Raw genomic sequence first — 24,549 nt, 5'->3', positions numbered from 1 at the left:
TAACTCTTCATTCTTCATTCTTCATTCAAATTGAATTTTCATGAATAAATTTATTTCGGGTATCGTAACCTTTTCGTTGAAGAACAGGTTCTTTATCTTTTTTATGACGCTCCTCACCATTATAGCCGGTGTATGGAGTTATGTGAAAACGCCGCTGGAAGCCTTTCCCGACGTGACGAATACACAGATAATAATTGTGACGCAATGGAATGGCCGCAGTGCCGAAGAAGTGGAACGTTTTGTAACTACTCCCATCGAAGTAGCGATGAACTCGGTACAGAAAAAATCATCGTTGCGTTCTATTTCCATGTTTGGACTTTCGGTTACCAAACTGATCTTTGATGATGGAGTGGAAGATTTTTTTGCAAGGCAACAAGTGACTAATTTATTGCAAGGCATAAGTCTGCCCGAAGGTGTGGAACCTGAAGTACAGCCGCCTTACGGGCCCACCGGCGAAATATTCCGATACACATTACAATCCAAAACTAAAAATTCCATAGACCTTAATACGATCCAGAACTGGGTGATCGACCGGCGTATCCGTAGCATTCCGGGTGTAGCCGATCTCAATGTTTTTGGTGGTGCGGAACGCACTTATGAGATCACTGCTGATCCTGTGATGCTGGCTAAATATGATATCACACCACTTGAAATTTATACCGCAGTTTCTAGAAGCAATATCAATGTGGGAGGTGATGTGATTGAAAAGAATGGCCAGGCTTATGTTGTACGGGGCATCGGTTTACTCGATAATATCCGTGATATCGAAAATATCATCGTAGATAATATCAATGGTACACCGATCCTGGTTAAGAATGTGGCGACCGTATCACCCAGCAATAAACCGCGGGTGGGGCAGGCTGGGTTGAATGATAACAGTGATGTGGTAGAAGGGATCATCGTGATGCGCAAAGGCGAAAACCCAAGAGAAGTCCTGAAGCTGGTGAAAGAAAAAATAAAAGACCTCAATGAAAGAATATTACCTGATGATGTGAAGATCGTTCCCTTTTACGACAGGGATAACCTGATGGATTTTTGTACGGATACAATACGCCACAATTTACTCGAAGGCATTCTCCTCGTAACCGTGATAGTATTTCTTTTTATGTGGGATTGGCGGACGACACTCATCGTTTCTATCATTATTCCACTGGCATTATTATTTGCCTTCATCTGCCTTAAGATGAAAGGCATGACAGCGAATTTATTATCAATGGGGGCGATAGATTTTGGTATCATCATTGATGGTGCCGTGGTGATGGTCGAAGGCCTTTTTGTTGTGCTGGCTCATAAGGCGCATGAAATGGGGATGGAGAAATATAATAAAACGGCGAAGCTGAGTACAATCCGCAAAACCGGCAGCAGCCTGGCCAAAGCGATATTTTTCGCGAAAATAATCATCATCACCAGCCTCATACCCATCTTCGCGTTTGAAAAAGTGGAAGGGAAGATGTTCTCTCCGCTGGCATGGACATTGAGTTTCGCCCTGTTGGGCGCATTGATATTTACATTAACGCTCGTGCCGGTATTGACAAGCATCCTGTTAAGAAAAAACGTAAAGGAAAAAAATAATCCTATCGTAAATTTCTTCGACAAGATCGTAAAAGCAGGTCTGTCTTTTACCATGAAGAATGCAAAACTGAGCATGATCGTAGCGTTCACAGCAATGGCTATAACTTTCTTCTCTTTCAAATTTTTAGGAACGGAATTTTTGCCTCAATTGAACGAAGGTTCTTTGTGGGTCACTACTGAATTCCCCATGAGTACATCGCTTACGCAGGCGAAGGAGCAGACTGATATTTTCAGGAAGGGGCTGATGAAATTTCCTGAAGTGAAAAATGTGCTTTCGCAAATTGGCCGATCTAACGATGGTACCGATCCCAATGGATTTTATTTTGTGCAATATCAGGTTGATCTTAAAGAGAAAAAAGATTGGAAAAGAAAAATTTCGCAGGATGAATTGATTGCAGAAATGGCGAAACAGCTGAATCAATATCCAGGTATCGTGCTCAATTTTTCTCAACCGATCATTGATAATGTTGCCGAAGCAGTCGCCGGTTTCAAAGCATCGCTTGCGGTAAAAATATATGGCAGTGATCTGGAGAAGCTTGAAAAAGCTGCTGACTCAGTTTGTAAGGTGATGAAAAATGTAGAAGGCATCACCGATCTTGGTGTGCTTCGCAACATCGGCCAGCCCGAATTGAGCATCGTACTCGATGAAGGCAAAATGGCCACATATGGCGTCACGACTGCAGATGCCAACTCGCTTGTCGAAATGGCGATAGGTGGAAAAACGGCTTCCACATTTTACCAGGAAGAGAGAAAATTCGATATCAGGATCCGGTATCCCGAACAATATCGAAACAATGAAGAAGCGATCGGGGCTTTGCTGGTACCGACTATGCATGGTTCAAAAATTCCTTTGCGTGAGATAGCTACCGTCAAAACTGTAACGGGGCCGGCATTCGTTTACAGGGATAAGAACATGCGTTTCATCGCCATCAAATTTTCTATCCGCGGCCGCGATATGGGTAGTACGATTGTGGAAGCGCAGGAAAAGGTAAGCAGCCAGATCAAACTTGGTAAGGGCTTCAACATAGAGTGGGCTGGTGAATTTGAAAACCAACAACGTGCCCAATCCAAACTGGCGCAGGTTGTACCGATCGTACTTGTACTGATATTCATTCTTTTGTTTATCAGTTTTGGTAATGGAGTAGATGCAGGGCTTGTGTTATTAAATGTTCCCTTTGCCATCATGGGCGGAATCCTGGCACTGCATATCACGGGAACGATCTTCAGTATTTCGGCTGGTATCGGTTTCATCGCTTTGTTTGGAATCTGTATACAAAATGGAGTGATACTCGTGTCTGTATTCAAACAAAACCTGCATAAAAAAATACCGCTCGTTCAGGCTATCAAAGAAGGTGTGCAATCGAGGGTAAGGCCTGTTGTGATGACGGCTCTGATGGCTGCTATCGGCTTGATGCCCGCAGCATTATCAACCGGTATCGGAAGCGAAACGCAAAAACCATTGGCTATTGTGGTGATCGGTGGATTGATAAGTTCTACTATTCTCACTCTGCTGATATTCCCGTTGATTGTGGAATTATTTTACAAAAGAACGCACAGCAAAAAAATAAAACGAAAAGTTTCATTGACCTGATGAAAATAAAATGGGTTAATTCCGGAGGTAGAAACTCCGGAATTAACCCATTTTTATTTAAAGAATATTAAAACGAAAATGATGTGCGCAAAAGAAAGAACACTACAAATGCGATCACAAATAAGATGACCGAATAAACAATGATGCCGGTAGTATTTGATTTACGTGTTTTACTATTGTATAAAAATTTACAGGCATTACATTTTGTATGATGTAAGATCTTTGGCCCCAACACGCCGCCCCACCAGGTATATTTTACAGGAGTAATATTTTCACTTCCACACTTCGGGCAACCATCTTTACCGACGAGTTGATCCAATTGATCTTCCATGATCATAGTTTTAAAGTTGAAATGATATTTTTTACAGAAGCCTTCATCTTATCCAGTTCTTCCAGCTGCGATTGTATGAAGCTGTTGTTTTCTAGTTTGCCCAGCACATTGTTCATTTCCAGGTTTGTTTCATATACCATTTTCCTGAAAGGGTTGCTGTAATCTTTTGCCCTCGAATCGTGGATACCCTTACACATCCATTGTTTGGTGATTAAAGCGCTTTCCAGAGTTGATCTAAGCAATTCTGCAGTGAATTGTTTTCCTGTAATGTTATTGATCTCAAGGAAGCTGGTATATGCATGCTGCAGTTTATCTGCCGCATAACCGGTGCCGGCAGTCCTGTAAAAATCGTGCACCTCTACCCAGCTATCGATCTTGCCGGATCTGATGTCTGCTTTGCATTGTTTTACATCAGAAGATTGGATGAGCTGCCCCCCGATATTGATCCATTCACTGCGTTTTATTTTTGAGCTGAGTGATTTTTTCAGATCATCGAAGCTTGTAAATTCATTGGCAGAAATATGTTGCATGAATTGATGGGCCGCATAAAAATTTATAAGTTCCGTAAAGACTTTTATCGCCTGTGGAACTTTTGTGATGATGGTTTTCCTGTTACTGTTTTCCCAGCCGTCCACTTCGGCTGATCCTTCCTCAGTAACAGAAAGTGTTTTAAACAGTTCAAGGCTGTCGAATATCTCGTTGATCGTGTCCGGTGCCAGGTAATCGTATTCGATGTGCTGGATCTTTTCCGTACGTTTATCCCTGTCACGCATTTTCCATGCATTACGCTCCATCGCGTACATGTTGTACATAAACCAATAAGCTGGCATCACCATCACCCGGTTGCTGACAGCGTCAATGCTTACCAGCGAAAACGGAACGGGGATATTTACTTCCGCAGGGAAATCGCCTTTGGCGATGATGGTGAAAGAAGCAAATTTTGAATTGTGTTTTAAGCTAACACATAAGCCAGGCCAAAAGCCACGCCCCGCAACGATCTCGCCATCGGGGCTGCGACTGTTGTGATTGCTGCCGATGGTGGCACCAGCTGCAATATTACTTTGGCCCATTACCAGGGAGGCGCAAAGAAATGAGTTGTTGTGATGTTGTTCGTGTGAAGGGAAAATAAGTGTGTTCAGCACTTCGCAACAAGAGATGGTTGAATTGTTACCAAGAAAAGAGTTGATCAACCGGGCCCCGTATTTCAATTGCGAATGCGACGACATTACAAAACGTACGGCCTTCACGCCATAAAATATCTTGCAGCCATATCCTACGATACCGTTCACCAGTTCGCAGCCTTCACCAATCTGTGATTTGCGTTTCGCATCGCTGTTGATCGTTACGTTTTTTATTTTATTGGCGCCTTTCAGGTAAGCATCCGAACCGATCCATACATCTTTGATGATGCCACAATTTTTTATCACCGTCCTTTCGCCGATCTTTCCGTAGTACCCTCTTTTTTTATCAAATTGTTTATCGGTAAATTCTGTAAAACGCTGCAGCAATTCGTCATCATCGCGATACTTGCTCCACAAAAAAGCATCACCTGCAAGCATCCCATTGAACGGCAATATCCATCTTCCACCGTTTTCATTGCATACTTCAATTCTTGTCCTGGATGATTCAGCTTCACCATCTTTTATCACGCCATTCCCGAATTTTGAATAGTCCGTAGTGGCCAGTTCATTTACATTGGCGATCATCACATCATTGTCGATGATGAAATGACTCAGGTAATGAACATTGTCGATGCAAACATTATTGCCAAGATCGCAGCTGATGATGGTGCTGTTGTAAATGCCGACAGCAATGCGGAAGTCGTGAAATTCCTTGTACAAAGGTTGTAAAGTGCCTATGCGCACAAGCCCGTAAAACTTACAATTCTTTACGAGGGTGGCATCAAAATCGGGGCCTACCAGCACATTGTTCCAGTTGTCGGAAGTATTCCTGTTTTGTATGAGCGTGTCCAGTTGCGAAGCCGTGAGGACTGTGTATTCTATACCCGAAACATTCTGGATATTCCGTAAATAATATTCGTCGAGGCCGTCGGGTATATATTGTTTATCTATGAAATTATAACCCAATTCTGTTATCGGGAATGTTTTGATCTGATTCATTTGAATGGATAATTTTATAATGAATAATGGATAATTATTCTGATGTTTGAACAATTATCCATTATCACATTTTAAGATAATTCAGGTTTGGCAAAATGGATGATATCTAAATTTAACACATTATCCATTTTCCCGTTATCCATTATCAATTATTCTACCGTCACGCTTTTCGCCAGGTTCCTGGGTTTGTCTACATCTATTCCTTTGGCTACGCCTGTGTAGTAAGATAACAGCTGCAGCGGAATAACAGTAAGGATGGGCGCTATCAATTCATCTGCGGTAGGAATGCTGAAATAGTGGTTGCTCAATTCGGGGCTGATGGTATCTCCGTCGGTGATGATCGAAATGATCTTTCCACGGCGGGCTTTGATCTCCTGCATATTGCTCACGATCTTTTCGTGGTACGAATCTTTTGTTGCCACAAATACTACCGGCAGGTTTTCATCCACCAACGCGATAGGGCCATGTTTCATTTCTGCTGCGGGATAACCTTCAGCGTGTATGTAAGAAATTTCTTTCAGCTTCAATGCGCCTTCCAATGCGATCGGGAAATTGTAGCCCCTTCCAAGGAAAAGGAAATCCGAAGCGTCTTTGTAAGCTTCAGCAATTGTTTTTAATTCTTCTGAATTCTTAAGGATGGCATCAACTTTTTCCGGAACATCATTCAACTCGTTCAACAGGTGTGTGTAACGTTCCTGGGTGATCGTTCCTTTTTCGATAGCGATCTTCAGTGCCACCATCATCAGCACGGCAAGCTGGCCGGTGAATGCTTTTGTAGAAGCCACACCTATTTCCGGGCCTGCATGCGTGTATGCGCCGGCGTGGGAGATACGTGCAATGGAGGACCCCACCGCGTTTACCACACCAAAGATGAATGCACCATCTTCTTTGGCTTTATTCAACGCAACGAGTGTATCAGCTGTTTCTCCACTTTGCGAAATCGCGATGATCACATCGCCGGGATTTACAATCGGATTGCGGTACCTGAATTCAGAAGCATATTCCACTTCCACCGGTATGCGGCAAAGTTCTTCGATGATGTATTCCGCCACAAGGCCCGCGTGCCAGCTGGTTCCGCAGGCAAGGATCATGATACGGTTGGCATTTTTCAATTGTTCGATATTCAATTGAACCCCCGCCATGGTGATCGTTCCGGCGGCCGCGTCTAAGCGTCCGCGTAAGCAATCGTAAATGGTGCTCGGTTGTTCGAATATTTCTTTCAGCATGAAATGATCGTAGCCGCCTTTTTCGATAGCGCTCAGTTCCATATCGAGTTTGGTCACGTATGGAGTGATCGTTTCGTTACCAAGATTTTTAAGGATGAGTTCATCCGGCTTAACGATGGCCAGTTCGTAATCATTTACATACACTACTTCTTTGGTGTATTCGATGATCGGAGAAGCATCGCTCGCCAGGAAGTGTTCGCCTTTGCCGATGCCTATCACCAGCGGGCTGCCTTTGCGTGCCGCGATAATGGTATCCGGAGAAGCTGCTTCAATGAGCAGGATGCAATAAGCGCCGGTGACCCTTTTAAGGGCGATGCGTAAAGCTTCTTCCAAAGAGCAACTATTATTTGTCTGGATATATTCGATGAAGTTGAGCAACACTTCCGTGTCGGTGTCGCTTGTAAAGCTGTAGCCGTTTTTTACCAGTTCGGTTTTGATCTGGGCATAGTTCTCAATGATACCATTGTGTATCATGGCCAGTTTGCCGTTGGCAGAAGTGTGAGGATGCGCATTACGATCGCTTGGTTCGCCATGTGTAGCCCAGCGGGTGTGGCCGATGCCGATGTTGGCCTCCACATTTTTACCGATGAGAAATTCTTCGAGTTCTGCTACTTTGCCTTTTTTCTTATAAACATTGAGGGAACTATTGTTGAGTAAGGCTACGCCGCTGCTGTCGTAACCCCTGTATTCCAATCTTTTCAGCCCTTTTAAAATAACCGGGTATGCTTGTTTGGGGCCTGTGTATCCTACTATTCCGCACATAAGGTAACTGTTGTTTTAAATTGTAAATTTGAATGTACAATATTATTGAAAATATTGGCTGAACGTGTTTTTCAGCCCTTAATTTAATAACTGCAATAGAACAATTAAACGCCTGTTTTATTGTTTCAAAACGCCAATATGATCAATTTTTCCCGTTTTATCCTGGTTGCCGGGCTGGTTATGGCTTTTTTACCTGGTTTGGCACAAGATATCGTGACCATAAAAAAAGGAACTTTTTACCTGGTGAGGCATGCCGAAAAGGATACCGGCCGTAATCCGCGTTTATCGGAAGAAGGGGTAAAAAGGGCGGGTGATCTTTACCGGAGATTGCGAAAACAACGCATCCGGCAGATATATACCACCAACTTTCGCCGTACGATGATGACGGGTGACTCCATGCGTATCTACCAGCACCCCGATACTTTTTATTATGCCGCTGATACCACCGGCTTCGGGTTGATGAAATCGCTCAAGCAGCATTTCAGGAAAAAAAGTCATGTACTGGTCATCGGACATAGTAATACCGTTCCGGTTTTGTTGCGCAGGCTGGGAGTAAAAAATATCGAAAATTTTGAAATGCCCGAAACTCAATACAACATGTTGTTCATCGTAAAAATAAGGAGGAAGAAAGTGGTCTCATTTATACAGGAGCAGTACGGTCAGTGGGCTCCGTGATGTTAACCACAAAGACGCCAAGGCACAAAAGTTCACAAAGATTAGTGCCCTTTATTTTTTTTATAATGATAGATCCGGGCTTAGTGTTTCTTTGTGCCTTAGTGGTTCAAAGTAATGTTCCTTTGAGGAAAAAGTATGCTACAGAAAAATAGATGATGATGCCTGTGACGTCAACCAGGGTGGCCACAAAAGGTGCGGATGACGCGGCAGGATCGAGTTTCATCCTTTTCAATATCAACGGCAGCATAGATCCCATCAGGCTTCCCCACAATACGATGCCCATCAGCGAAAAACAGATGGTAGTGCCTACCAGTTGCCAGTGCGTTCCATAATCATAGATATGAAGTTGCTGCCAGAGTACAATGCGCAACAAGCCTATCAGTCCGAGAATTATGCCCAGCAAGGCTCCCGACATGAGCTCGCGTTTCATTACCCGCCACCAGTCTGAAAGGGTTACTTCTCCCAGTGCCATCGCCTGGATGATCAGCGTGGAGGCCTGTGAGCCACTGTTTCCGCCACTGCTCATGATAAGCGGAATGAAAAGTGCCAGTACCGTGGCAGCTTCAATTTCATGTTCAAAATACTGCATGGCCGTGGCTGTCAGCATTTCACCCAGAAACAGGATCACCAGCCAGCTCGCCCTTTTTTTAACCAGTTTTAAAATACTGATGTCGAGGTAGGGCTCATCCAACGCTTCGGTACCACCGATCTTCTGGATATCTTCGGTAAATTCTTCCTGGGCTACCCAAAGAATATCATCGATGGTAACGATGCCCAATAAAATATTCTGTGTGTCTACAACGGGAAGGGCTACACGATTATTCATCTTGAAGACTTCACTCGCTATTTCCTGGTCGTCGGTAGCATTGAGGGCGATGAAGCGGTCATCCATTAGCTCATTCACTTTCACTTCCGGCGAGGCGAGAATGAAATCCCTGATACGGATATCATCGAGCAATTCTCCTTTTTTATTGATCACATAGATCACATCGATCGTCTCCGTATTGGTGCCGTAACGCCGGATGCTTTCGAGTACCTCCTTAACCGTATTGTATTCGTATACATACACATACCCCGGCGTCATCAGCCTGCCCACGCTGTTTTCGGGATAGCCGAGCAATTCGAGTGTACTTTTTCTTTCTTCCGGATCGAGGGTCTTTATCAGTTCCCTTACCGTACCTGTAGGTAATTCTTCAAAAAAATCTACCCTGTCATCCACGGGTAATTCATTGAGCAGTTCCGCGGATTTGAAAGGCGGCAGGTTGTGAATGATGCGTTTTTGCTCGCTAAGGTCGAGGATCTTAAAGACGCTGGCGGCCCTGTGTATGGAAAGATGGGCGATGATCTGTGTTTCGTAATCGGGATTGTCGTACACGAGGTTGGCGACATCGCTGATATTCTGGTCGTTCAGGAAGTCCTGTATGGCCAATTTGTCTTCAGACGCAATGACCTCTTCAAACTGCTGCTGCAATGGTATTTCATCTAATTCTAAAGACATCAGCCCAATTGATTATTTTCGTTCAATAATAGCTGCAATTTAGCTTTTTTAATTTTAAATGAATATTATGGTTCATCCGTGTCTGTACATCGATCATACGGAAAACAAGGGCAGGGGCGTGTTTGCCGATGATGATATTGAAGCGGGTACGCTGATAGAAATAGCTCCTGTGATCGTGATGGATAAAGCCGATCGTGAGCACCTGGACAAAACTTTGCTGCACGATTATATTTTCGAGTGGGGCCATGATAAGACGAAAGTATGCATGGCACTGGGTTATATCCCGATGTATAATCATAGTTATTCGAGCAACTGCGATTACATGATGGATTACGACGATGATAATATTTTTGTAAAAACTGTCAGGGCGGTTGCCAAAGGAGAAGAACTCACGATCAATTATAACGGGGAATGGAATGATGAGACGAAGGTCTGGTTTGAGGTGAATAGTGAATAGTGAATAGTGAATGGTGAATGGTGAAACCTTTGAAGGTCATACTGAGTATGAAAATTTATTATGTCAGAAGATACCTGGTTGTTAATCTGCGAAGAGCTGGGTGTATCCATCCGCGTAAATCCGCGGGGAAACTAATCTCTAAACTCTCATCTCTAATGGTTCCATTGATACTTTTTATTGCCATTATACTCTTCTGCTTTTATTATTTTACCCGGAGCAAAAAACTGGTCTTGCCCGCAGATTCAGTATCCATCAATGCTTCAGAGCTGGAGAAGAATGTATTATTTTATTCCCGCCTTTCGCCGGAAGAGAAAAAACATTTTGAAGAAGATGTGCTGGATTTTTTGCAGCGCATAAAAATAACGCCGGTAAATACTACCATCACCGATACAGACAGGCTGCTCATTGCTGCCGGGGCTGTGATACCGATCTTTTATTTTCCCGACTGGAAATATTATAATCTGAAAGAAGTATTGGTCTACAACGATACTTTCAACCACTCATTCGAAAGTGCCGGTAACAACAGCCGTGATATCATGGGGATGGTGGGCTCAGGATATATGGAAGGGAAGATGTTGCTGTCGAAACCTTCCCTCGAACAAGGTTTTGGCAACAAGACCGATAAAAACAACACAGTCATCCATGAGTTTGTGCATCTGCTGGATAAATCGGATGGTGATACAGATGGTATTCCGGAATTACTGCTGGATAAACAATTCATCCTTCCGTGGGTGGATATGATACACCAGGAAACCAAAAAGATCGTTGAAGGCAGATCGGATATTGATCCGTATGCGTACACCAACCAGGCAGAATTTTTTGCCGTGGTCTCGGAATATTTTTTCGAGCGCCCTGACCTGCTCAAAAGTAAGCACCCGAAGCTGTACGGGATCCTTCACGAAATGTTCCGCACACCCAATTGAGCCACAAAGTCACCAAGGCACTAAGGCTCACAAAGAGAAAAATGGCGGCGTTGAACGTGTTTTTTGAATAAAATAACTTAATTTAGTACTTAAATAAGTACTAAAATGAAAGTTGTTAACTATACCGAATTCCGCAACAATCTCTCCGAAAACCTGAATGAAGTGAATGATGACGGGGATATCGTGATTGTATCCAGAAGTAAAGGGAAGAATGTAGTGGTCATGAGCCTTGAAGAATATAATAGTATCCAGGAAACGTTACACCTAACCAGTACAAAAGCCAATCGCAAACAACTGGATATAGCTGTCGAGGAAATGAACAAAGGGCAATTTGTGAAACGCAAACTGATTGAAAAATAATGGAACTTGTTTTTCAAACTGTTGCATGGGAACAATATCAATATTGGCTGGAAGCCGATAAAAAAATCCTCCTGCGTATCAATGACCTTATAAAAGATACATTACGTTCTCCGTTCAAAGGCATTGGGAAACCCGAACCTCTCAAAGGCAATTACTCAGGTTGCTGGAGCAGGCGGATCAATGATGAACACCGGCTAGTATATGCAGTCAGGGATCAACGGCTACACATCCTGCAGTGCAGATTTCATTATGACAAGTAATTCCACATTCTCAATTGAACCACAGAATACACGGAGGAACACAGAGGTAAAACAATATTTATCTTCCACACCTCTGTGTTCCTCCATGTCCTCCCTGTACTCTGTGGTTCAAAAAATAAAAAACCGCCTTCCTTATCGAAAGACGGTTAGTTGATATTAACCCTTACCGAGATCGTTAAAATGTCATGGTTAGCTGTAGGGTAGGTGTTTCAAAATAACAGCCCGGCGTGGAATTGTTCAATGTGTGTTCAGAAAGTTAACAAGGCCCCTTTCTTTCCGGCAAATAACCGGCGTTACTATATAGACGAAGGCCGGGGATTGTTGGTTGCGCAGAAGCAATATTTTTCGAAGACATAAAAAAAGTTGCACCTGCTGGTGCAACTTTATATACAGACAGTTGAAAAATTATTGTTGTGCTGCGAATTCCCTGCGGATGATATTCAATGCACCACCAGCTTTAAACCATTCGATCTGCTGCTGGTTGTAGGTATGGTTCACATTGATGGTTTCTGATGTGCCGTCTTTGTGGTTCAATACCAGTTGCAATTGTTTATCAGGAGCAAAAGTGGTCAACCCGAGGATATCGATCGTGTCATCTTCCTGGATCTTATCGTAATCCGATTTATCATCGAAAGTAAGTCCGAGCATACCTTGTTTTTTCAGGTTGGTTTCGTGGATACGGGCAAATGATTTCACCAGCACCGCACGTACTCCCAGGTGGCGTGGCTCCATTGCCGCGTGCTCCCTTGAAGAACCTTCACCGTAGTTCTCATCGCCTACTACGATGGTGCCGATGCCTGCTGCTTTATAAGCACGTTGTGTTGCAGGTACAGGGCCATATTCGCCGGTCAGTTGGTTTTCAACCAGGTCGGTTTTTTCATTGAAAAAATTCACCGCGCCAATCAGCATGTTGTTGCTGATATTATCGAGGTGACCGCGGAATTTCAACCATGGGCCGGCCATGGAGATATGGTCCGTTGTACATTTTCCTTTTGCTTTGATGAGCAGTTTCAGGCCTTTAAGGTCGGTACCTTCCCATGCCGCAAATGGATCGAGCAATTGCAGGCGTTTGCTGGTAGGGGATACGATCACCTGTACGCCGCTACCATCTTCTGCAGGAGCCTGGAAGCCAGGATCATCCACTGCAAAACCACGTGGAGGCAATTCAAAACCGGTTGGCGGATCAAGTTTCACCATTTCACCTTTATCATTTACCAGGGTATCGGTCAACGGGTTGAAATTAAGGTCGCCCGCAATGGCCATAGCCGTTACGATCTCCGGTGAGCCTACGAAAGCGAATGTATTCGGGTTACCATCCGCACGTTTCGCGAAGTTCCTGTTGAAACTGTGAACGATGGTATTTTTTTCTGCTTTTTCTGCGCCAACACGAGCCCACATACCGATACAAGGTCCGCAGGCATTGGCAAATACGGTTGCGCCTATCTTATCAAATGTATCCAGGAAACCATCCCTTTCGATTGTAAAACGTACCTGTTCGGACCCCGGGGTGATGGTAAATTCGGAATTTAACTTAAGTCCTTTTTCAGTAACCTGTTTTGCCAGGCTTACCGCACGGCTGATATCTTCGTAAGAAGAGTTGGTGCAACTTCCGATCAGTCCTACTTCAATTTTTGTCGGCCATCCGTTTGCGGCAGCTGCTTCTTTCATTTTGGAGATCGGCGTGGCCAGATCCGGGGTGAAAGGGCCATTCAGGTGTGGCTCCAGTTCATCGAGGTTGATCTCGATCACCTGGTCGAAATATTTTGAAGGATCTGCGTATACTTCCGCATCTCCGGTCAGGTGTTCTTTAATGGTATCTGCAATGGCGGCGATATCTGCACGGCCCGTAGCGCCGAGGTAGCGGCTCATGCTTTCGTCGTAACCGAAAGTAGAAGTAGTAGCACCTATTTCGGCACCCATGTTACAGATGGTTCCTTTACCGGTACAGCTCATGCTGGTAGCGCCTTCGCCGAAGTATTCCACCACAGCGCCGGTACCACCTTTTACGGTAAGGATACCTGCTACTTTTAAGATCACATCTTTCGGAGCTGTCCAGCCATTGAGTTTACCGGTGAGTTTTACACCGATCAGTTTGGGCATTTTCAACTCCCAGGGAAGTCCGGCCATCACATCACACGCATCTGCACCACCAACACCAATGGCGATCATACCCAGTCCGCCGGCATTTACCGTATGGCTATCCGTGCCTATCATCAGGCCGCCTGGACATGCATAGTTTTCCAATACTACCTGGTGAATGATACCTGCGCCCGGTTTCCAGAAACCGATACCGTATTTATTGGAAACGGAAGCCAGGAAGTCGTACACTTCGCTGCTTTCGTGTACCGCCCTGTCGAGATCCGTAGCGCTATTCACTTTAGCTTCAATCAAATGATCGCAATGCACGGTAGAAGGAACCGCCACTTTCGTTCTGCCCGATTGCATGAACTGCAACAAAGCCATCTGTGCCGTTGCATCCTGCATGGCTACACGATCCGGGGCAAAATCCACGTACGAAGTACCGCGGGTGTATGCGGTGGTAGCTGCGCCATCCCACAAGTGGGCATACAGTATTTTTTCAGTCAGGGTCAGGGGTTTACCTACTACTTTACGGGCCGCTTCCACACGCGAAGGGAAGTTGGCGTAAAGCTTCTTGATCATTTCAATGTCGAAAGCCATAGTAATAATTTGGTTTGAGTGATTGCTGACACCCGCCCGGCCGAAGCCATTCGGGCTCTACTTTGCTGATGGTTAACGAAAAACAGCAGTAATAAATAAGGAGTTTATTCAGTTAAAATGTCAGCGTTATGTCAATTAACTTAGAGATTGGTGCGAAATTACGAAAAAGTTGTTAGATGTCAGATGCCAGTTGACAGGTATTTTCGGAAGGACTTTGTTATATGTTTTCATATATCAATGGCTTGCAACTTTATTTTTTAGAATATTATGAAAATTTGTAAAATCCGGGTTGAAAGCTGCTGACAACTTTTTGAAAAGTGGAAATAAAAGCTAGGAATTTTACATAAAATAACTATAAATTAGCAGTATGAACCGCTTCAAACAGTTTATAGAATGGCATGTATTCGGTGTTTGCACTGCCATTGGCGAAAAGATGGGCATCGCTACAAGCACCATCCGTAAAAACTTCATTTACATGTCTTTCCTTACCATGGGATCACCGCTCATCATCTACCTTTTTGTAGCGTTCTGGATGAATATCAAGCGGTATATTCTGAATGCCAGGCGCAACCCGCTGCGTTATTTGTAATTGTTTTCTTTCGAACATTAGTTGTCCGTTTTTTTTAATCAAAAAAATTTAAAAAATGGACAGATTAATTTGTGCAGTTTTGAAAAAAAAAAATAAAAATATAAAAACTGCACAAAGTTGATTTGTGCAGTTTTTGAAAAATTCTATAAAAAACAAAAAACTGCACAAAATTGAATTGTGCAGTTTTCGAAAATTTCTGCAAAAAATCAAAAACTGCACAAATTAATCTGTGCAGTTTTTGATTTTCCGGATATTTCGGCCGGGCTGCACAAAAAACAGCAAATTCAGGATCAAACAGGCTATTCACTCATTCATCCATTCACCCAAATCACTTTTTCATCTAAAGATTTCCTTTTTGCCGAAGGCGAAGGCACATCCACATAACCGATATAAAAGAAACCGAGCAGTTTATCCTGTTCCTCCAGGCCAAAGAATTCCTTGGCGGATTCGAGGTATGTGATGCCACCACTTGTCCAGTAACCGCCTAATCCGTAAGCACTTACGGAAAGGTAGATATTTTGCGCAGCGCAGGCTACCGCTTCAATGTCCTCAATTTCGGGGATACGTTTGGTAGTAGTGCGTTTCATACCCAGCGAAATGATATGGGAGGCCAGCAAGGGTGTTTCCTGTAGTTTCTGGTATTGCCCCTGCAGGAAGTTTTCACCGCTGCTCTGTTTGTACAATTCACTCTGGAAAGTGGCGAATGTCTTCAAACCCCCTCCCGAAAAAACACTGAATTGCCAGGGTTCGGTCTGCCCGTGGTTGGGCGCCCAGGTAGCGTTGATCAGTATCTGCTCGATGATTTCCTTTGGAACCTGCTTGCCGGGAACGAATTGTTTGGGGAAAACCGAGCGGCGGTTGCGGGCGAGTTCGTTGAATTGATCTGGATGCATATTTTATTTTATTACACGAATTTTTGCGAATTACACGAATTACACGAATTAGTTTTTTGCAAAGCTATGTTGAGATAGTTTGGGGACTTCTTAAAAGATAAATTAAAATTTACGTGAAGAGGAATAATTTATTACACGAATTTGAGCGGATTACACAAATGACTGGCTATTGCGCTTCTTCGCTAATTCGTATAATTCGTTTTAATTCGTGTAATAGCTCCCGCAGGGAAATCATATAACGGCTTCCCGCAGACGCACCAGCTTTTCCAGCAAGGGTTCCAGCAGGTCGAGCCTGAGCATGTTGGCCCCATCGCTTTTTGCGACAGCCGGGTTGGGATGTGTTTCTATGAATAATCCATCGGCGCCGGTTGCAATGGCTGCTTTGGCGATGGTTTCGATGAGTTCGGGATTGCCGCCGGTAACGCCGCCCGATTGATTGGGCTGCTGTAAGGAATGTGTACAATCCATGATCACAGGCACATGGATATCTTTCATCCAGGTAATGTTGCGGTAGTCTACCACCAGGTCCTGGTAGCCGAAAGTGTTGCCACGTTCTATCAATCCTACTTTATCATTGCCCGTATTATTAATTTTTTCTACCGCAAATTTCATGGAAGGCCCGTTGAGGAACTGCCCTTTTTTTACGTTCACGATCTTGCCGGTTTCGCCCGCGGCGATCAATAATTCAGTTTGCCTGCAAAGGAACGCCGGTATCTGTAAAATATCCACGTAATTGGCTGCCATGGCCGCTTCCCGCTCCGAATGAATATCGGAAGTGGTAGGGATGGCGAATTTCTCCCCTACATTTTTTACCAGCTGCAAAGCGGCTTCATCGCCGATACCGGTGAAAGAGCCCGCACTCGTACGGTTCGCTTTTTTGTACGATGATTTGAAGATGTAGGGAATGCCGAGTCGTTTGCAGATAGTACTCACTTTATCGGCCACTTCATTGATCAATTCTTCACTTTCCACTACGCAGGGGCCTGCTATGAGAAAGAAATTTTTTTCGTTGTATTGCTGGTTGGAGAACAGCTCCTGTAGATACTTTTGCATGTTGTAAAATTACACGAATTTGGACGAATTACACGAATAGCGAAGATGAAAAAGCAATTTATGTGATCTCCGCTAATTCGTGTAATTCGCTTTAATTCCCCGCTTGTTGGGGCAAGCAGTGTAATAAACATTATTTATCCGTTACCGGTATTACTATTTTACTTGAATGCTTTTTCCCCGTTAAGATGCTTGCCTCAATGATCCTGGGTTGTGTGGTACTTTCGTGGCTAACTACGCCACCGAAGCCGTAATTCTTTTCGGCATAGGGCGTATTGGTGCTTTGGAATTGTAACCGCAACTTACTGCCCTTGCTGATCCGTTTGATGTAGATGTAAATATTGTGAAAGTTCAGCTCTGTCACTTCACCCGGTTTCACCAGCTGGCCTTTTTCTTCGCCATTGCGGTAGCGTGCCCGCACATTTCCAAAAGCCAGGTTTTTATCTTTTCCGTCGGGAGTTATTTCCTGTATGGAGATTTCAAAATCTGCATCGGGAACGTTGAGTGTAGCATAAATTCTCGCGAGTATCTTATCACTGATGATGATGTCCTTGTTGAGCGGTGCACTTTCAAAAACCATATTGTAAGGAGATGCCATATAGAGCGAATCGTCGAATGGTTTTGGCTGCGCAAAAACAAATGCCGAATCTATCGCCATGGAAATATCATGGGTATACTTCATAGAAGCAGTTCCGGATGGCTTTTGAAGCGAAAGGCTGAAGAGCTCTTTTCTTTTTTTATTGATGACGGGAGCGGGCGTGAGGTACAGCTCTAATGAATCGGTGGTCAGGTTTTTAAAGGATGATGTTCCCTTCCAGGTATTGCTGCCGGTTTCAAAATAGGTGATCTTGTCTTTGATGAACGCGGGTTTTTGCCGGCCTTTCAGTTTCCAGTCGAACCACCAGATAACATATTTGTAGATCGGTACCTGGGCTTCCTTTTCGAGCTGCATGCCCGATTGGGTGGCATTGGGCTGCCATTGCGCAGCGCCATGTTCGTAAGGGCCGATCAATAAATAATGGTCGTTAAGCGCAGTGGCATTGCCATAACGCTGGTGTTGATTGTAATAGTACATAGCGCCTGACTGGTCCGCATCATAATACCCGGTGATGGAAAATACGGGAATATCAATCGATGCATAATCTTCTTTGTTGGGCAAAATATCCTGCCAGTAATGATCAAAGTCGGGATGGCTTACCCATTTTTGAAAGAATGCATTTGGCAGACCGGCAACAGAATCCAGTTTCACAAAAGGTATCCTGTTCTTATACAACGCATAATTTTTTTCGTTCCAGAATTTTCTGTCATAAAAAACGGCTTCATTCAATTCTTTCCCGCTTACAAAATTGGCCCATTGCAGGATATATGGATAAAACTGCCCGGCATTTCTTGGGAAATCCACCCCGAACCCTACCGATACCATCGGGTTGATCGCTTTCAATGCCGGATGTTTATACTTTTTACGGATTGCCTGCCATTGATCAAAGCCAAGATAGGAGCCGCCTGAAGTGGCTACCTGGCCATTGCACCAGGATTGTTTGCTCACCCAATCGATGATGTCATAATAATCACGGGCATCATCTTCATAAGGCATATAATCGCCTTCGCTTTCACGTCGGCCGCGTGTATCCACGTATACATATATATACCCGTTTGTGGCAAACACATTTCCTTTCAATGCCTCACCGCCGGATGGATAAGGGCTGAGGGAGATCACTGCCGGCTGGCCGGACGTATCGGCCACATTGCGATAAACGTATGCGTTTAACTTTATGCCATCCCGCATCGGGATCTTTACATTTATTTCATTCACCCTGGCAGGCGAAATGCCAAAAAGAACACTTTCAACCAATGGTTGATATTTTTTGCGGAGCATATATTCCAGGTAAAGATTCAGCAGCATCATAGCGCCGCCCTGGTCTAATTTGTTGCCGGATCGTTGCTGCGCCTGTTCGATGATCTTTTTCATGTCATCAAAATAAAGCTCTGTAATGGAAGACGTATAATCTCCTTTCTGCTGGTTCACAATGTCGTTGCGGAAATCAGCATCTGCCTGGTTAAATTCATCCCTCAGCGACTTTGACAAAGCATCCCTGAATCCATCGGAACCGTCGTCCTTGTGAACGGACATGGCCCGGTTCCAGGCGAGTATCTGCAACTTGGCGGGTAGCCTGTAAGCGGGAGTAGGCCTGATCTTTCGGAGTTCGGTGATGTTTTCAATGGCTTTATTATTTCTGCCCAGGAAAGTGTTGATGGCTACATAATCATTTAAAAAATAGTAAAGGCTGGTGGGATCTGATATTGTGTAATTTTTGGTGGCTTCCACCTGTAACTCATCGAGTTTTGAAGCCATCTTTTGGATTTCCGCAGCCAGCTGTACAGAATCCCCGATATTGAACCCGGTGGGTAAGGTGTAAGAAAATTGGTCAAAAAAGTCGGGAGATAATTCCGGTTTGGTTTGTGCGGATACGATCCCATTGAAAAAGAAAAAAACAGGAACAGGAAACTGATTTTTTTCATGATGTTTTTTTATGAATGAATGATGGTGCGTAAAGCTAACAAATAAGAAAATTAATGGATGTAACCTAAATGGGGTATTCTTATTGATTTGCGGGGAAGACGGGAAGAGATTTTTTTCTTCTTCGCGTCTTCCCGGCCTGTCGATTTTGCAATGGCCTTTGTAAAAATAATTCGTGTAATTCATGTAATTCGCTCAAATTCGTGTAATCAAAAAATTTGTATTCTATGGTAAAAGAAAAGATCCTCGTTATAGGCGCATCCGGCCAGATAGGTGTGGAACTTACGATGGCGCTTCGCAAGATCTATGGCAACGCCAATGTGATCGCTTCCGATCTGCGGGAGCAAAACCCTTTGCTGGAAGGCACCGGCCCCTATGTGAGCATGGATGTGATGAACAAGGAAATGCTGCATGTGCAGGTGATACGCCAGGGCATCACGCAGATATACCTGCTGGCGGCGATACTTTCCGCCACCGGCGAAAAAAATCCCAACCTTGCCTGGAACCTCAATATGCAGGGCTTGCTGAATGTGCTCGACATTGCCCGCGAAGAACACCTGCATAAAGTATACTGGCCGAGTTCCATCGCGGTTTTCGGGCCTACCTCACCTAAAGAGAATTGTCCGCAGCAAACCATCATTGAGCCGATCACGGTATATGGCATCAGTAAATATGCCGGGGAATTCTGGTGTAATTATTACAATAAAAGGTTTGGGGTAGATGTACGCAGCCTGCGTTACCCGGGGTTGATCAGTTATAAAAGCGCCCCGGGCGGCGGTACTACTGACTATGCCGTGGAGATCTTTCATGAAGCTTTGGAGGAGAAAAAATATGAGTGTTTTCTTGCCGAAGACACCTATTTACCTATGATGTATATGCCGGATGCCATCAAAGCGACCATTGAACTGATGGAAGCGCCTGCCGATAAAATATCCGTTCGTACCGCTTATAATATTTCGGGGATGAGCTTTTCTCCTAAAGAAATAGCTGCTGAGATCAAAAAATCGATCCCGGAATTTGAGATCAGTTACCGGCCGGATTATCGCCAGGCGATCGCCGATAGCTGGCCGCAAAGCATTGATGACAGCGTGGCACGGGCCGATTGGGGCTGGAAAGAAGAGTACGGCCTGGAGAGCATGACAAAGGACATGTTGCTCAACCTGAAACCTTAATACCCTATATTGGGTATTGTATAATCAGCATTGTTTTTTTCCCTTTGTAATAATGAATGTGCAATGTTTTTAGATTTATTCTTAACTTGCGCCCCATTTATAAACCAAAATTGAAAAAAATGAAAAAATTAATCTTAAGCTTCGCTGTTATTGCGATCGCTTCCCTTGGAGCTAGTGCTCAGAGCAATCTTAAATTTGGTATCGGTGTTGATGGACAATTGCCAATAGGTGATTTTAACGATGCATACAAAATCGGTTTCGGTGGTTCGGTAAAAGCAAATTACTCACTTGATGCTACCCTGGATTTGACTTTGTCTGCAGGTTATATTTCTTTTAGCGGAAAAGACATCCCAAACACCAACCTCAAATATGCTAATTTTGACATGATCCCGGTATTGGCAGGTATTGAATACAATTTCGGTGCATCTAAAGTGTACGCATCGGCTCAGTTAGGTGCTGGTTTCGGAACTAAATCCGGCTCTAAAACTGCATTCGCATATGCTCCTGGAGTTGGTTACAAATTCACACCAAACCTTGACCTTTTGTTGAAGTACACAGGTTATAGCTACAAAGGTGGCACTAACAGTACAGTTGGCCTCCGTCTCGGTTATACTTTCGGCCAGGGTAAATAATTCATTTAGCTTCTATAAAAAAAACTCCGCAAGAATTGCGGAGTTTTTTTGTGCTTAAAATTTTCTGCAATAGTTCGTAATTACAATTGTTTTCTTTTAGCTTTAAACAAACAATCTTTCTGTTGTGAAGAAAATCATTCCTTTTTTTATCCTCTTGTTTTTATATAATCATGCAGAGGCCCAAAAAAAACATGGCGATGCTTTGGGCTTCAAATTCTCCGGAGGGGCCACGCTGGCCGTGCCTTCAAGCAACCTTCCCCTGTGGTCTGTTGGCGCCGGGGTTGATCTGCTGATGCAATATGGCATCACACACGATTTTGCCATCACAGGTGATGCAGGTTTTACCAATCTCTTCGGCAGAAGAAACGGCATTAAAAATTACACGATCGTCCCGGTAAGGGTGGGAGCAAGATTTTTTGCTACGCCAAAATTTTACATAGCCGCAAAAACGGGGGTTGGCTTTTTAAAAGTAAAAGGCATAGATGGCGCTACGGCACTGGCTTACACAGTTGGCGGCGGTTATATGGTGGCCAAACAACTTGATCTTGGAGTAGCCTATGATGGCTACAGTAAAAACGGAACGATTGGAATGGTAGCATTCAGGGCAGGCTATTTCTTCAACAACGATTGAGGTATTTTATTTTTCGATCAGGTGATTTTCGTACGCATATTTGATCAGCCCGATCAGGCTCGCGGTTTTTGTTTTTCTGAAAATATTCTTACGATGTGTTTCCACCGTTCGTTCGCTGATGAAGAGTGAATCGGCGATCTGTTTGTTGCTGTATTCTTTTTCAATCAAACGGATGATCTCTATCTCCCTTAACGTCAGGTGCACTTCTTCTCCGTTCTTCTTTTTTTCGCTGGCTTTGATCATTTCATCCAGCACTTCCTGGCTGAAATAAACACCGCCACCGGAGATCTTTTCCAGGGCTTTCAGCAATTCCTGCTTGCCGATATTTTTCAACACATAACCGGATATATCGCTGTCGTCGATCATCTGGTTCACCAGGTCGCCCTGCCCGCTCATCGAAAGCGCCAGTATTTTTATTTCCGGGAAATGTTTGTGTACGGCTTTTGCCAGGTCGGCGCCGTTCATCACCGGCATCATGATATCCGTGAGCAATATGTCTACAGGCTGATCTGCCAGCAACTCCACCATTTTTTCGGGTTGCGTACATTCTATCTCCACCGCGAAAGCCGGGTGGCCATACAGCAATGATTTGATACCATCGATAACGATCTGGTGATCGTCAACGATAGCCAGCGAAATTTTTTCTTTCTTCATTCTTTATTACACGAATTAATCGAATTACACGAATTACACGAATTGGCGGAGATGTCCGGGATCGATCGCTAATGCTTCCGTATAAAATTGTAAGTGAAAATAATGTAATTCGGGTAATTCGCTAATATCTGTTTAATAAATTTAGCTGAATGGTACGTGAATGGCTATCAATGTGCCTTTTCCGGGAGCACTGTCGAAGTCGACTGTGCCTTTGAGGTAGGATATCCGGGATACGATATTTTTCAGGCCCGATCCATCGGATCCATCGGTATTGGACGTGTCGAAACCTCTGCCATTATCTTCCACGGTTACGGCAATGCCATCCTTGTCTTTGATCAGGGAGATATCCAGGTGATTGGCGCCGGAGTGTTTCAATACATTGTTCACGCATTCCTGTATCACCCGGTACAGCACGGTTTCGGTGCTTTTATCGATCGGGTCGTTCAATCCTTCCGTATGCAACGTCACTTTGATGATCCGCGTATCTATTTTCGCGAGGAAGTCTTTCACCGCATTGCCCAGCCCGCTTTTCAGCAAGGCATTCGGCATCATCTGGTGGCTCACGTTCCTGATCTCCCGGCAACTGTCGTCTACCAGGGTGAGTACGTTTTCGAAAGATAACCGCTGTTCTTCATTCACAAACGGAAGATCGTGTTCAAACACCGAAAGGTTCATCCTCGCCGCACTCATCAGCTGACCAACGCCATCGTGGAGATCGGCGGCGATCCGTTTGCGTTCATTCTCTTCGGCTTCCAATATGGCTTTGGTGGCCATGTCCTGTTGCTTCATCACTTCCTGCTGCAACTGTAACTTAGCCCGTGCCTGATTTTTGCGATAGATATTCACCCCCGCTATCAGCAACAATAAAAACAGGATGCAACTTCCGGCAAGCAGGTAATTCTTTTTTTGCAGCGCCGCCTGCTGCAAGGCAAGCTGCTGTTCTTTTTTGCCGGTTTCGTATTTAGTATTCAATTCTTCTACCTGCGCAACTTTTTCTACCGACATCAAGGAGTCTTTCAGCGCTGCATGTTTTTTATAATAATTGAGCGACTGCACCGCATCGTTTTTGCTTTCGTATAACCGTGACAATTTCAGGTAGTTCTCAGACAGTAACTGCGGGTATTTCAACCTCGTTGCCATTTCATTGCTGGAATCATAGTATGCTACAGCCCTGGGGAAATCCTTCATTGCAAGATACATGTCAGCAAGGTCGGTAACACTAAGCGCAAGCGCAAAAGGATCGTTGAGGCTTTTGCGGATCAGTAAAGCATCGTTCAGGTATTTTTCCGCTTCGGCATATTTTTTTTGCTGCGCATAAATGGCGCCGATAAAAGAAAGGCTGTACGATCTGCCTAACTGGTCGTTCATTTTTTCTCTTATCTGCAAAGAGTTTTTATACCGGCTGATAGCTTCTTCAAAATCTCCTTTGTATTCAAATACCACTCCCGATTCGTTGTAGATGGTAGCCATACCATCCTCATCATTCAGCGATTGATAAATGGAAAACGCTTCGTCGTACATAGCGAGCGATTTATCATAATCTTTCAGCTTGCGGTAAAGCCTGCCGGTGTAATTGAGTACAGAAGCCCTGCCTTTGTTGTCTTTCGCGGTGGCCATCAGTTGTAATGCTTCGGCATAAAAGATGGCAGCACTATCATAGTTTCCTTTAAAATAAAAAGAGAGCCCCTTGAGGCTGGTGAATGTGCCGGCGGCGGAGAGGTCTTTTTTGGCCGTGCTGAGTGCGATGCCCTGGTTGGCAAATGCTACGGCTTTGTCAAAATCTTTGGTGGAATAAAAATCGGTGAGCGACCTTAACGCGGATATCTTTTGCGTATCATCTTTTGTAGTGGCGATCACCTGCAGCAGGCTGTCGGTTTTCGATTGCGCATACAGTGTGCACAGCAGGCTGTGCAGGATCAGGAGCAATAAGAAAACTTTTTTTTGCATGTGGTTATT

Annotated in this window: 20 protein-coding genes; 10 read left to right on the top strand and 10 right to left on the bottom strand. The window is 44.2% G+C overall.

What is annotated here, in order from left to right; translation table 11 throughout:
* The first annotated feature begins 40 nt into the window (after window positions 1-40).
* Window positions 41-3,163 (top strand): efflux RND transporter permease subunit, encoded by a 3,123-nt coding sequence (locus tag EGI32_RS07460; protein ID WP_255154758.1) that lies wholly within the window; start codon window positions 41-43, stop codon window positions 3,161-3,163.
* Window positions 3,164-3,230: 67 nt separating this feature from the next.
* On the opposite strand, the gene EGI32_RS07455 is transcribed toward EGI32_RS07460, so the two are convergent.
* From EGI32_RS07455 to glmS, 3 genes are all read right to left on the bottom strand, one after another.
* Window positions 3,231-3,494: a hypothetical protein gene (locus tag EGI32_RS07455; protein ID WP_255154757.1), complete on the bottom strand. Its 264-nt coding sequence runs from the start codon at window positions 3,492-3,494 to the stop codon at window positions 3,231-3,233.
* Between the two features lie 2 nt (window positions 3,495-3,496).
* Window positions 3,497-5,614: a DUF4954 family protein gene (locus EGI32_RS07450; protein WP_255154756.1), complete on the bottom strand. Its 2,118-nt coding sequence runs from the start codon at window positions 5,612-5,614 to the stop codon at window positions 3,497-3,499.
* 149 nt (window positions 5,615-5,763) lie between these two features.
* Window positions 5,764-7,602: a glutamine--fructose-6-phosphate transaminase (isomerizing) gene (gene glmS, locus EGI32_RS07445; protein ID WP_255154755.1), complete on the bottom strand. Its 1,839-nt coding sequence runs from the start codon at window positions 7,600-7,602 to the stop codon at window positions 5,764-5,766.
* Between the two features lie 138 nt (window positions 7,603-7,740).
* On the opposite strand from glmS, the gene EGI32_RS07440 reads away from it, so the two are divergent.
* Window positions 7,741-8,277 (top strand): histidine phosphatase family protein, encoded by a 537-nt coding sequence (locus EGI32_RS07440; protein WP_255154754.1) that lies wholly within the window; start codon window positions 7,741-7,743, stop codon window positions 8,275-8,277.
* A 106-nt stretch (window positions 8,278-8,383) separates the two neighbouring features.
* Here the strand turns inward: EGI32_RS07440 and mgtE are convergent, their stop codons facing one another.
* Window positions 8,384-9,775: a magnesium transporter gene (mgtE, locus tag EGI32_RS07435; protein ID WP_255154753.1), complete on the bottom strand. Its 1,392-nt coding sequence runs from the start codon at window positions 9,773-9,775 to the stop codon at window positions 8,384-8,386.
* Between the two features lie 67 nt (window positions 9,776-9,842).
* Here mgtE and EGI32_RS07430 point away from each other — a divergent pair, with 67 nt between their 5' ends.
* From EGI32_RS07430 to EGI32_RS07415, 4 genes are all read left to right on the top strand, one after another.
* Window positions 9,843-10,232, top strand: a complete 390-nt coding sequence (locus EGI32_RS07430; protein WP_255154752.1) for an SET domain-containing protein-lysine N-methyltransferase — start codon at window positions 9,843-9,845, stop codon at window positions 10,230-10,232.
* A 230-nt stretch (window positions 10,233-10,462) separates the two neighbouring features.
* Window positions 10,463-11,155 carry a zinc-dependent peptidase gene (locus EGI32_RS07425; protein WP_255154751.1) on the top strand — a complete coding sequence of 231 codons (693 nt, stop codon included), beginning with the start codon at window positions 10,463-10,465 and terminating at the stop codon, window positions 11,153-11,155.
* A gap of 105 nt (window positions 11,156-11,260) precedes the next feature.
* On the top strand, window positions 11,261-11,515 hold the full coding sequence (locus EGI32_RS07420) for a type II toxin-antitoxin system Phd/YefM family antitoxin (protein WP_255154750.1): 255 nt from the start codon (window positions 11,261-11,263) through the stop codon (window positions 11,513-11,515).
* Window positions 11,515-11,775 (top strand): Txe/YoeB family addiction module toxin, encoded by a 261-nt coding sequence (locus EGI32_RS07415; protein WP_255154749.1) that lies wholly within the window; start codon window positions 11,515-11,517, stop codon window positions 11,773-11,775. The genes EGI32_RS07420 and EGI32_RS07415 overlap by 1 nt, the downstream gene beginning before the upstream one ends.
* Window positions 11,776-12,180: 405 nt before the next feature.
* On the opposite strand, the gene EGI32_RS07410 is transcribed toward EGI32_RS07415, so the two are convergent.
* On the bottom strand, window positions 12,181-14,454 hold the full coding sequence (locus tag EGI32_RS07410; RefSeq protein WP_255154748.1) for an aconitate hydratase: 2,274 nt from the start codon (window positions 14,452-14,454) through the stop codon (window positions 12,181-12,183).
* Window positions 14,455-14,821: 367 nt separating this feature from the next.
* Between EGI32_RS07410 and EGI32_RS07405 the strand changes: the two genes are divergently transcribed.
* Window positions 14,822-15,043: a PspC family transcriptional regulator gene (locus EGI32_RS07405; protein WP_255154747.1), complete on the top strand. Its 222-nt coding sequence runs from the start codon at window positions 14,822-14,824 to the stop codon at window positions 15,041-15,043.
* 311 nt (window positions 15,044-15,354) lie between these two features.
* On the opposite strand, the gene EGI32_RS07400 is transcribed toward EGI32_RS07405, so the two are convergent.
* The 3 genes from EGI32_RS07400 to EGI32_RS07390 all read right to left on the bottom strand — a co-directional run bounded on the left by EGI32_RS07400 (window position 15,355) and on the right by EGI32_RS07390 (window position 19,339).
* A complete protein-coding gene (locus EGI32_RS07400; RefSeq protein ID WP_255154746.1) occupies window positions 15,355-15,936 on the bottom strand; it encodes a nitroreductase in 582 nt (193 codons plus the stop codon).
* Between the two features lie 231 nt (window positions 15,937-16,167).
* The gene (kdsA, locus tag EGI32_RS07395) at window positions 16,168-16,989 is read right to left on the bottom strand and encodes a 3-deoxy-8-phosphooctulonate synthase (protein WP_255154745.1); all 822 of its coding nucleotides are present in this window, start codon (window positions 16,987-16,989) and stop codon (window positions 16,168-16,170) included.
* A gap of 130 nt (window positions 16,990-17,119) precedes the next feature.
* A complete protein-coding gene (locus EGI32_RS07390; protein WP_255154744.1) occupies window positions 17,120-19,339 on the bottom strand; it encodes a CocE/NonD family hydrolase in 2,220 nt (739 codons plus the stop codon).
* 392 nt (window positions 19,340-19,731) lie between these two features.
* Here EGI32_RS07390 and EGI32_RS07385 point away from each other — a divergent pair, with 392 nt between their 5' ends.
* The 3 genes from EGI32_RS07385 to EGI32_RS07375 all read left to right on the top strand — a co-directional run bounded on the left by EGI32_RS07385 (window position 19,732) and on the right by EGI32_RS07375 (window position 21,939).
* A complete protein-coding gene (locus EGI32_RS07385) occupies window positions 19,732-20,676 on the top strand; it encodes an NAD-dependent epimerase/dehydratase family protein (RefSeq protein ID WP_255154743.1) in 945 nt (314 codons plus the stop codon).
* Between the two features lie 119 nt (window positions 20,677-20,795).
* Entirely contained in the window at window positions 20,796-21,308 is a 513-nt protein-coding gene (locus tag EGI32_RS07380; RefSeq protein ID WP_255154742.1) for an outer membrane beta-barrel protein, read from the top strand.
* Window positions 21,309-21,432: 124 nt separating this feature from the next.
* Window positions 21,433-21,939: a hypothetical protein gene (locus tag EGI32_RS07375; RefSeq protein WP_255154741.1), complete on the top strand. Its 507-nt coding sequence runs from the start codon at window positions 21,433-21,435 to the stop codon at window positions 21,937-21,939.
* Window positions 21,940-21,945: 6 nt separating this feature from the next.
* Here EGI32_RS07375 and EGI32_RS07370 read toward each other — a convergent pair whose 3' ends face one another.
* The gene (locus EGI32_RS07370; RefSeq protein ID WP_255154740.1) at window positions 21,946-22,593 is read right to left on the bottom strand and encodes a response regulator transcription factor; all 648 of its coding nucleotides are present in this window, start codon (window positions 22,591-22,593) and stop codon (window positions 21,946-21,948) included.
* A 141-nt stretch (window positions 22,594-22,734) separates the two neighbouring features.
* On the bottom strand, window positions 22,735-24,540 hold the full coding sequence (locus EGI32_RS07365; RefSeq protein WP_255154739.1) for a sensor histidine kinase: 1,806 nt from the start codon (window positions 24,538-24,540) through the stop codon (window positions 22,735-22,737).
* Window positions 24,541-24,549: the final 9 nt, after the last annotated feature.

Origin of the sequence: Ferruginibacter sp. HRS2-29, from assembly GCF_024343615.1 — a bacterium.
Classification (GTDB): Bacteria; Bacteroidota; Bacteroidia; order Chitinophagales; family Chitinophagaceae; genus Ferruginibacter.
The sequence above is the reverse complement of the archived record's forward strand: the minus strand, read 5'-3'. Positions and strand labels throughout refer to the sequence as shown.

Excerpts from the sequence above, each read along its gene's own strand:
- EGI32_RS07460 (WP_255154758.1), top strand. The coding sequence starts at position 41 with ATGAATAAATTTATTTCGGGTATCGTAACCTTTTCGTTGAAGAACAGG.
- EGI32_RS07455 (WP_255154757.1), bottom strand. The coding sequence starts at position 3,494 with ATGGAAGATCAATTGGATCAACTCGTCGGTAAAGATGGTTGCCCGAAG.
- EGI32_RS07450 (WP_255154756.1), bottom strand. The coding sequence starts at position 5,614 with ATGAATCAGATCAAAACATTCCCGATAACAGAATTGGGTTATAATTTC.
- glmS (WP_255154755.1), bottom strand. The coding sequence starts at position 7,602 with ATGTGCGGAATAGTAGGATACACAGGCCCCAAACAAGCATACCCGGTT.
- EGI32_RS07440 (WP_255154754.1), top strand. The coding sequence starts at position 7,741 with ATGATCAATTTTTCCCGTTTTATCCTGGTTGCCGGGCTGGTTATGGCT.
- mgtE (WP_255154753.1), bottom strand. The coding sequence starts at position 9,775 with ATGTCTTTAGAATTAGATGAAATACCATTGCAGCAGCAGTTTGAAGAG.
- EGI32_RS07430 (WP_255154752.1), top strand. The coding sequence starts at position 9,843 with ATGGTTCATCCGTGTCTGTACATCGATCATACGGAAAACAAGGGCAGG.
- EGI32_RS07420 (WP_255154750.1), top strand. The coding sequence starts at position 11,261 with ATGAAAGTTGTTAACTATACCGAATTCCGCAACAATCTCTCCGAAAAC.
- EGI32_RS07415 (WP_255154749.1), top strand. The coding sequence starts at position 11,515 with ATGGAACTTGTTTTTCAAACTGTTGCATGGGAACAATATCAATATTGG.
- EGI32_RS07410 (WP_255154748.1), bottom strand. The coding sequence starts at position 14,454 with ATGGCTTTCGACATTGAAATGATCAAGAAGCTTTACGCCAACTTCCCT.
- EGI32_RS07405 (WP_255154747.1), top strand. The coding sequence starts at position 14,822 with ATGAACCGCTTCAAACAGTTTATAGAATGGCATGTATTCGGTGTTTGC.
- EGI32_RS07400 (WP_255154746.1), bottom strand. The coding sequence starts at position 15,936 with ATGCATCCAGATCAATTCAACGAACTCGCCCGCAACCGCCGCTCGGTT.
- kdsA (WP_255154745.1), bottom strand. The coding sequence starts at position 16,989 with ATGCAAAAGTATCTACAGGAGCTGTTCTCCAACCAGCAATACAACGAA.
- EGI32_RS07390 (WP_255154744.1), bottom strand. The coding sequence starts at position 19,339 with ATGGCTTCAAAACTCGATGAGTTACAGGTGGAAGCCACCAAAAATTAC.
- EGI32_RS07385 (WP_255154743.1), top strand. The coding sequence starts at position 19,732 with ATGGTAAAAGAAAAGATCCTCGTTATAGGCGCATCCGGCCAGATAGGT.
- EGI32_RS07380 (WP_255154742.1), top strand. The coding sequence starts at position 20,796 with ATGAAAAAATTAATCTTAAGCTTCGCTGTTATTGCGATCGCTTCCCTT.
- EGI32_RS07370 (WP_255154740.1), bottom strand. The coding sequence starts at position 22,593 with ATGAAGAAAGAAAAAATTTCGCTGGCTATCGTTGACGATCACCAGATC.
- EGI32_RS07365 (WP_255154739.1), bottom strand. The coding sequence starts at position 24,540 with ATGCAAAAAAAAGTTTTCTTATTGCTCCTGATCCTGCACAGCCTGCTG.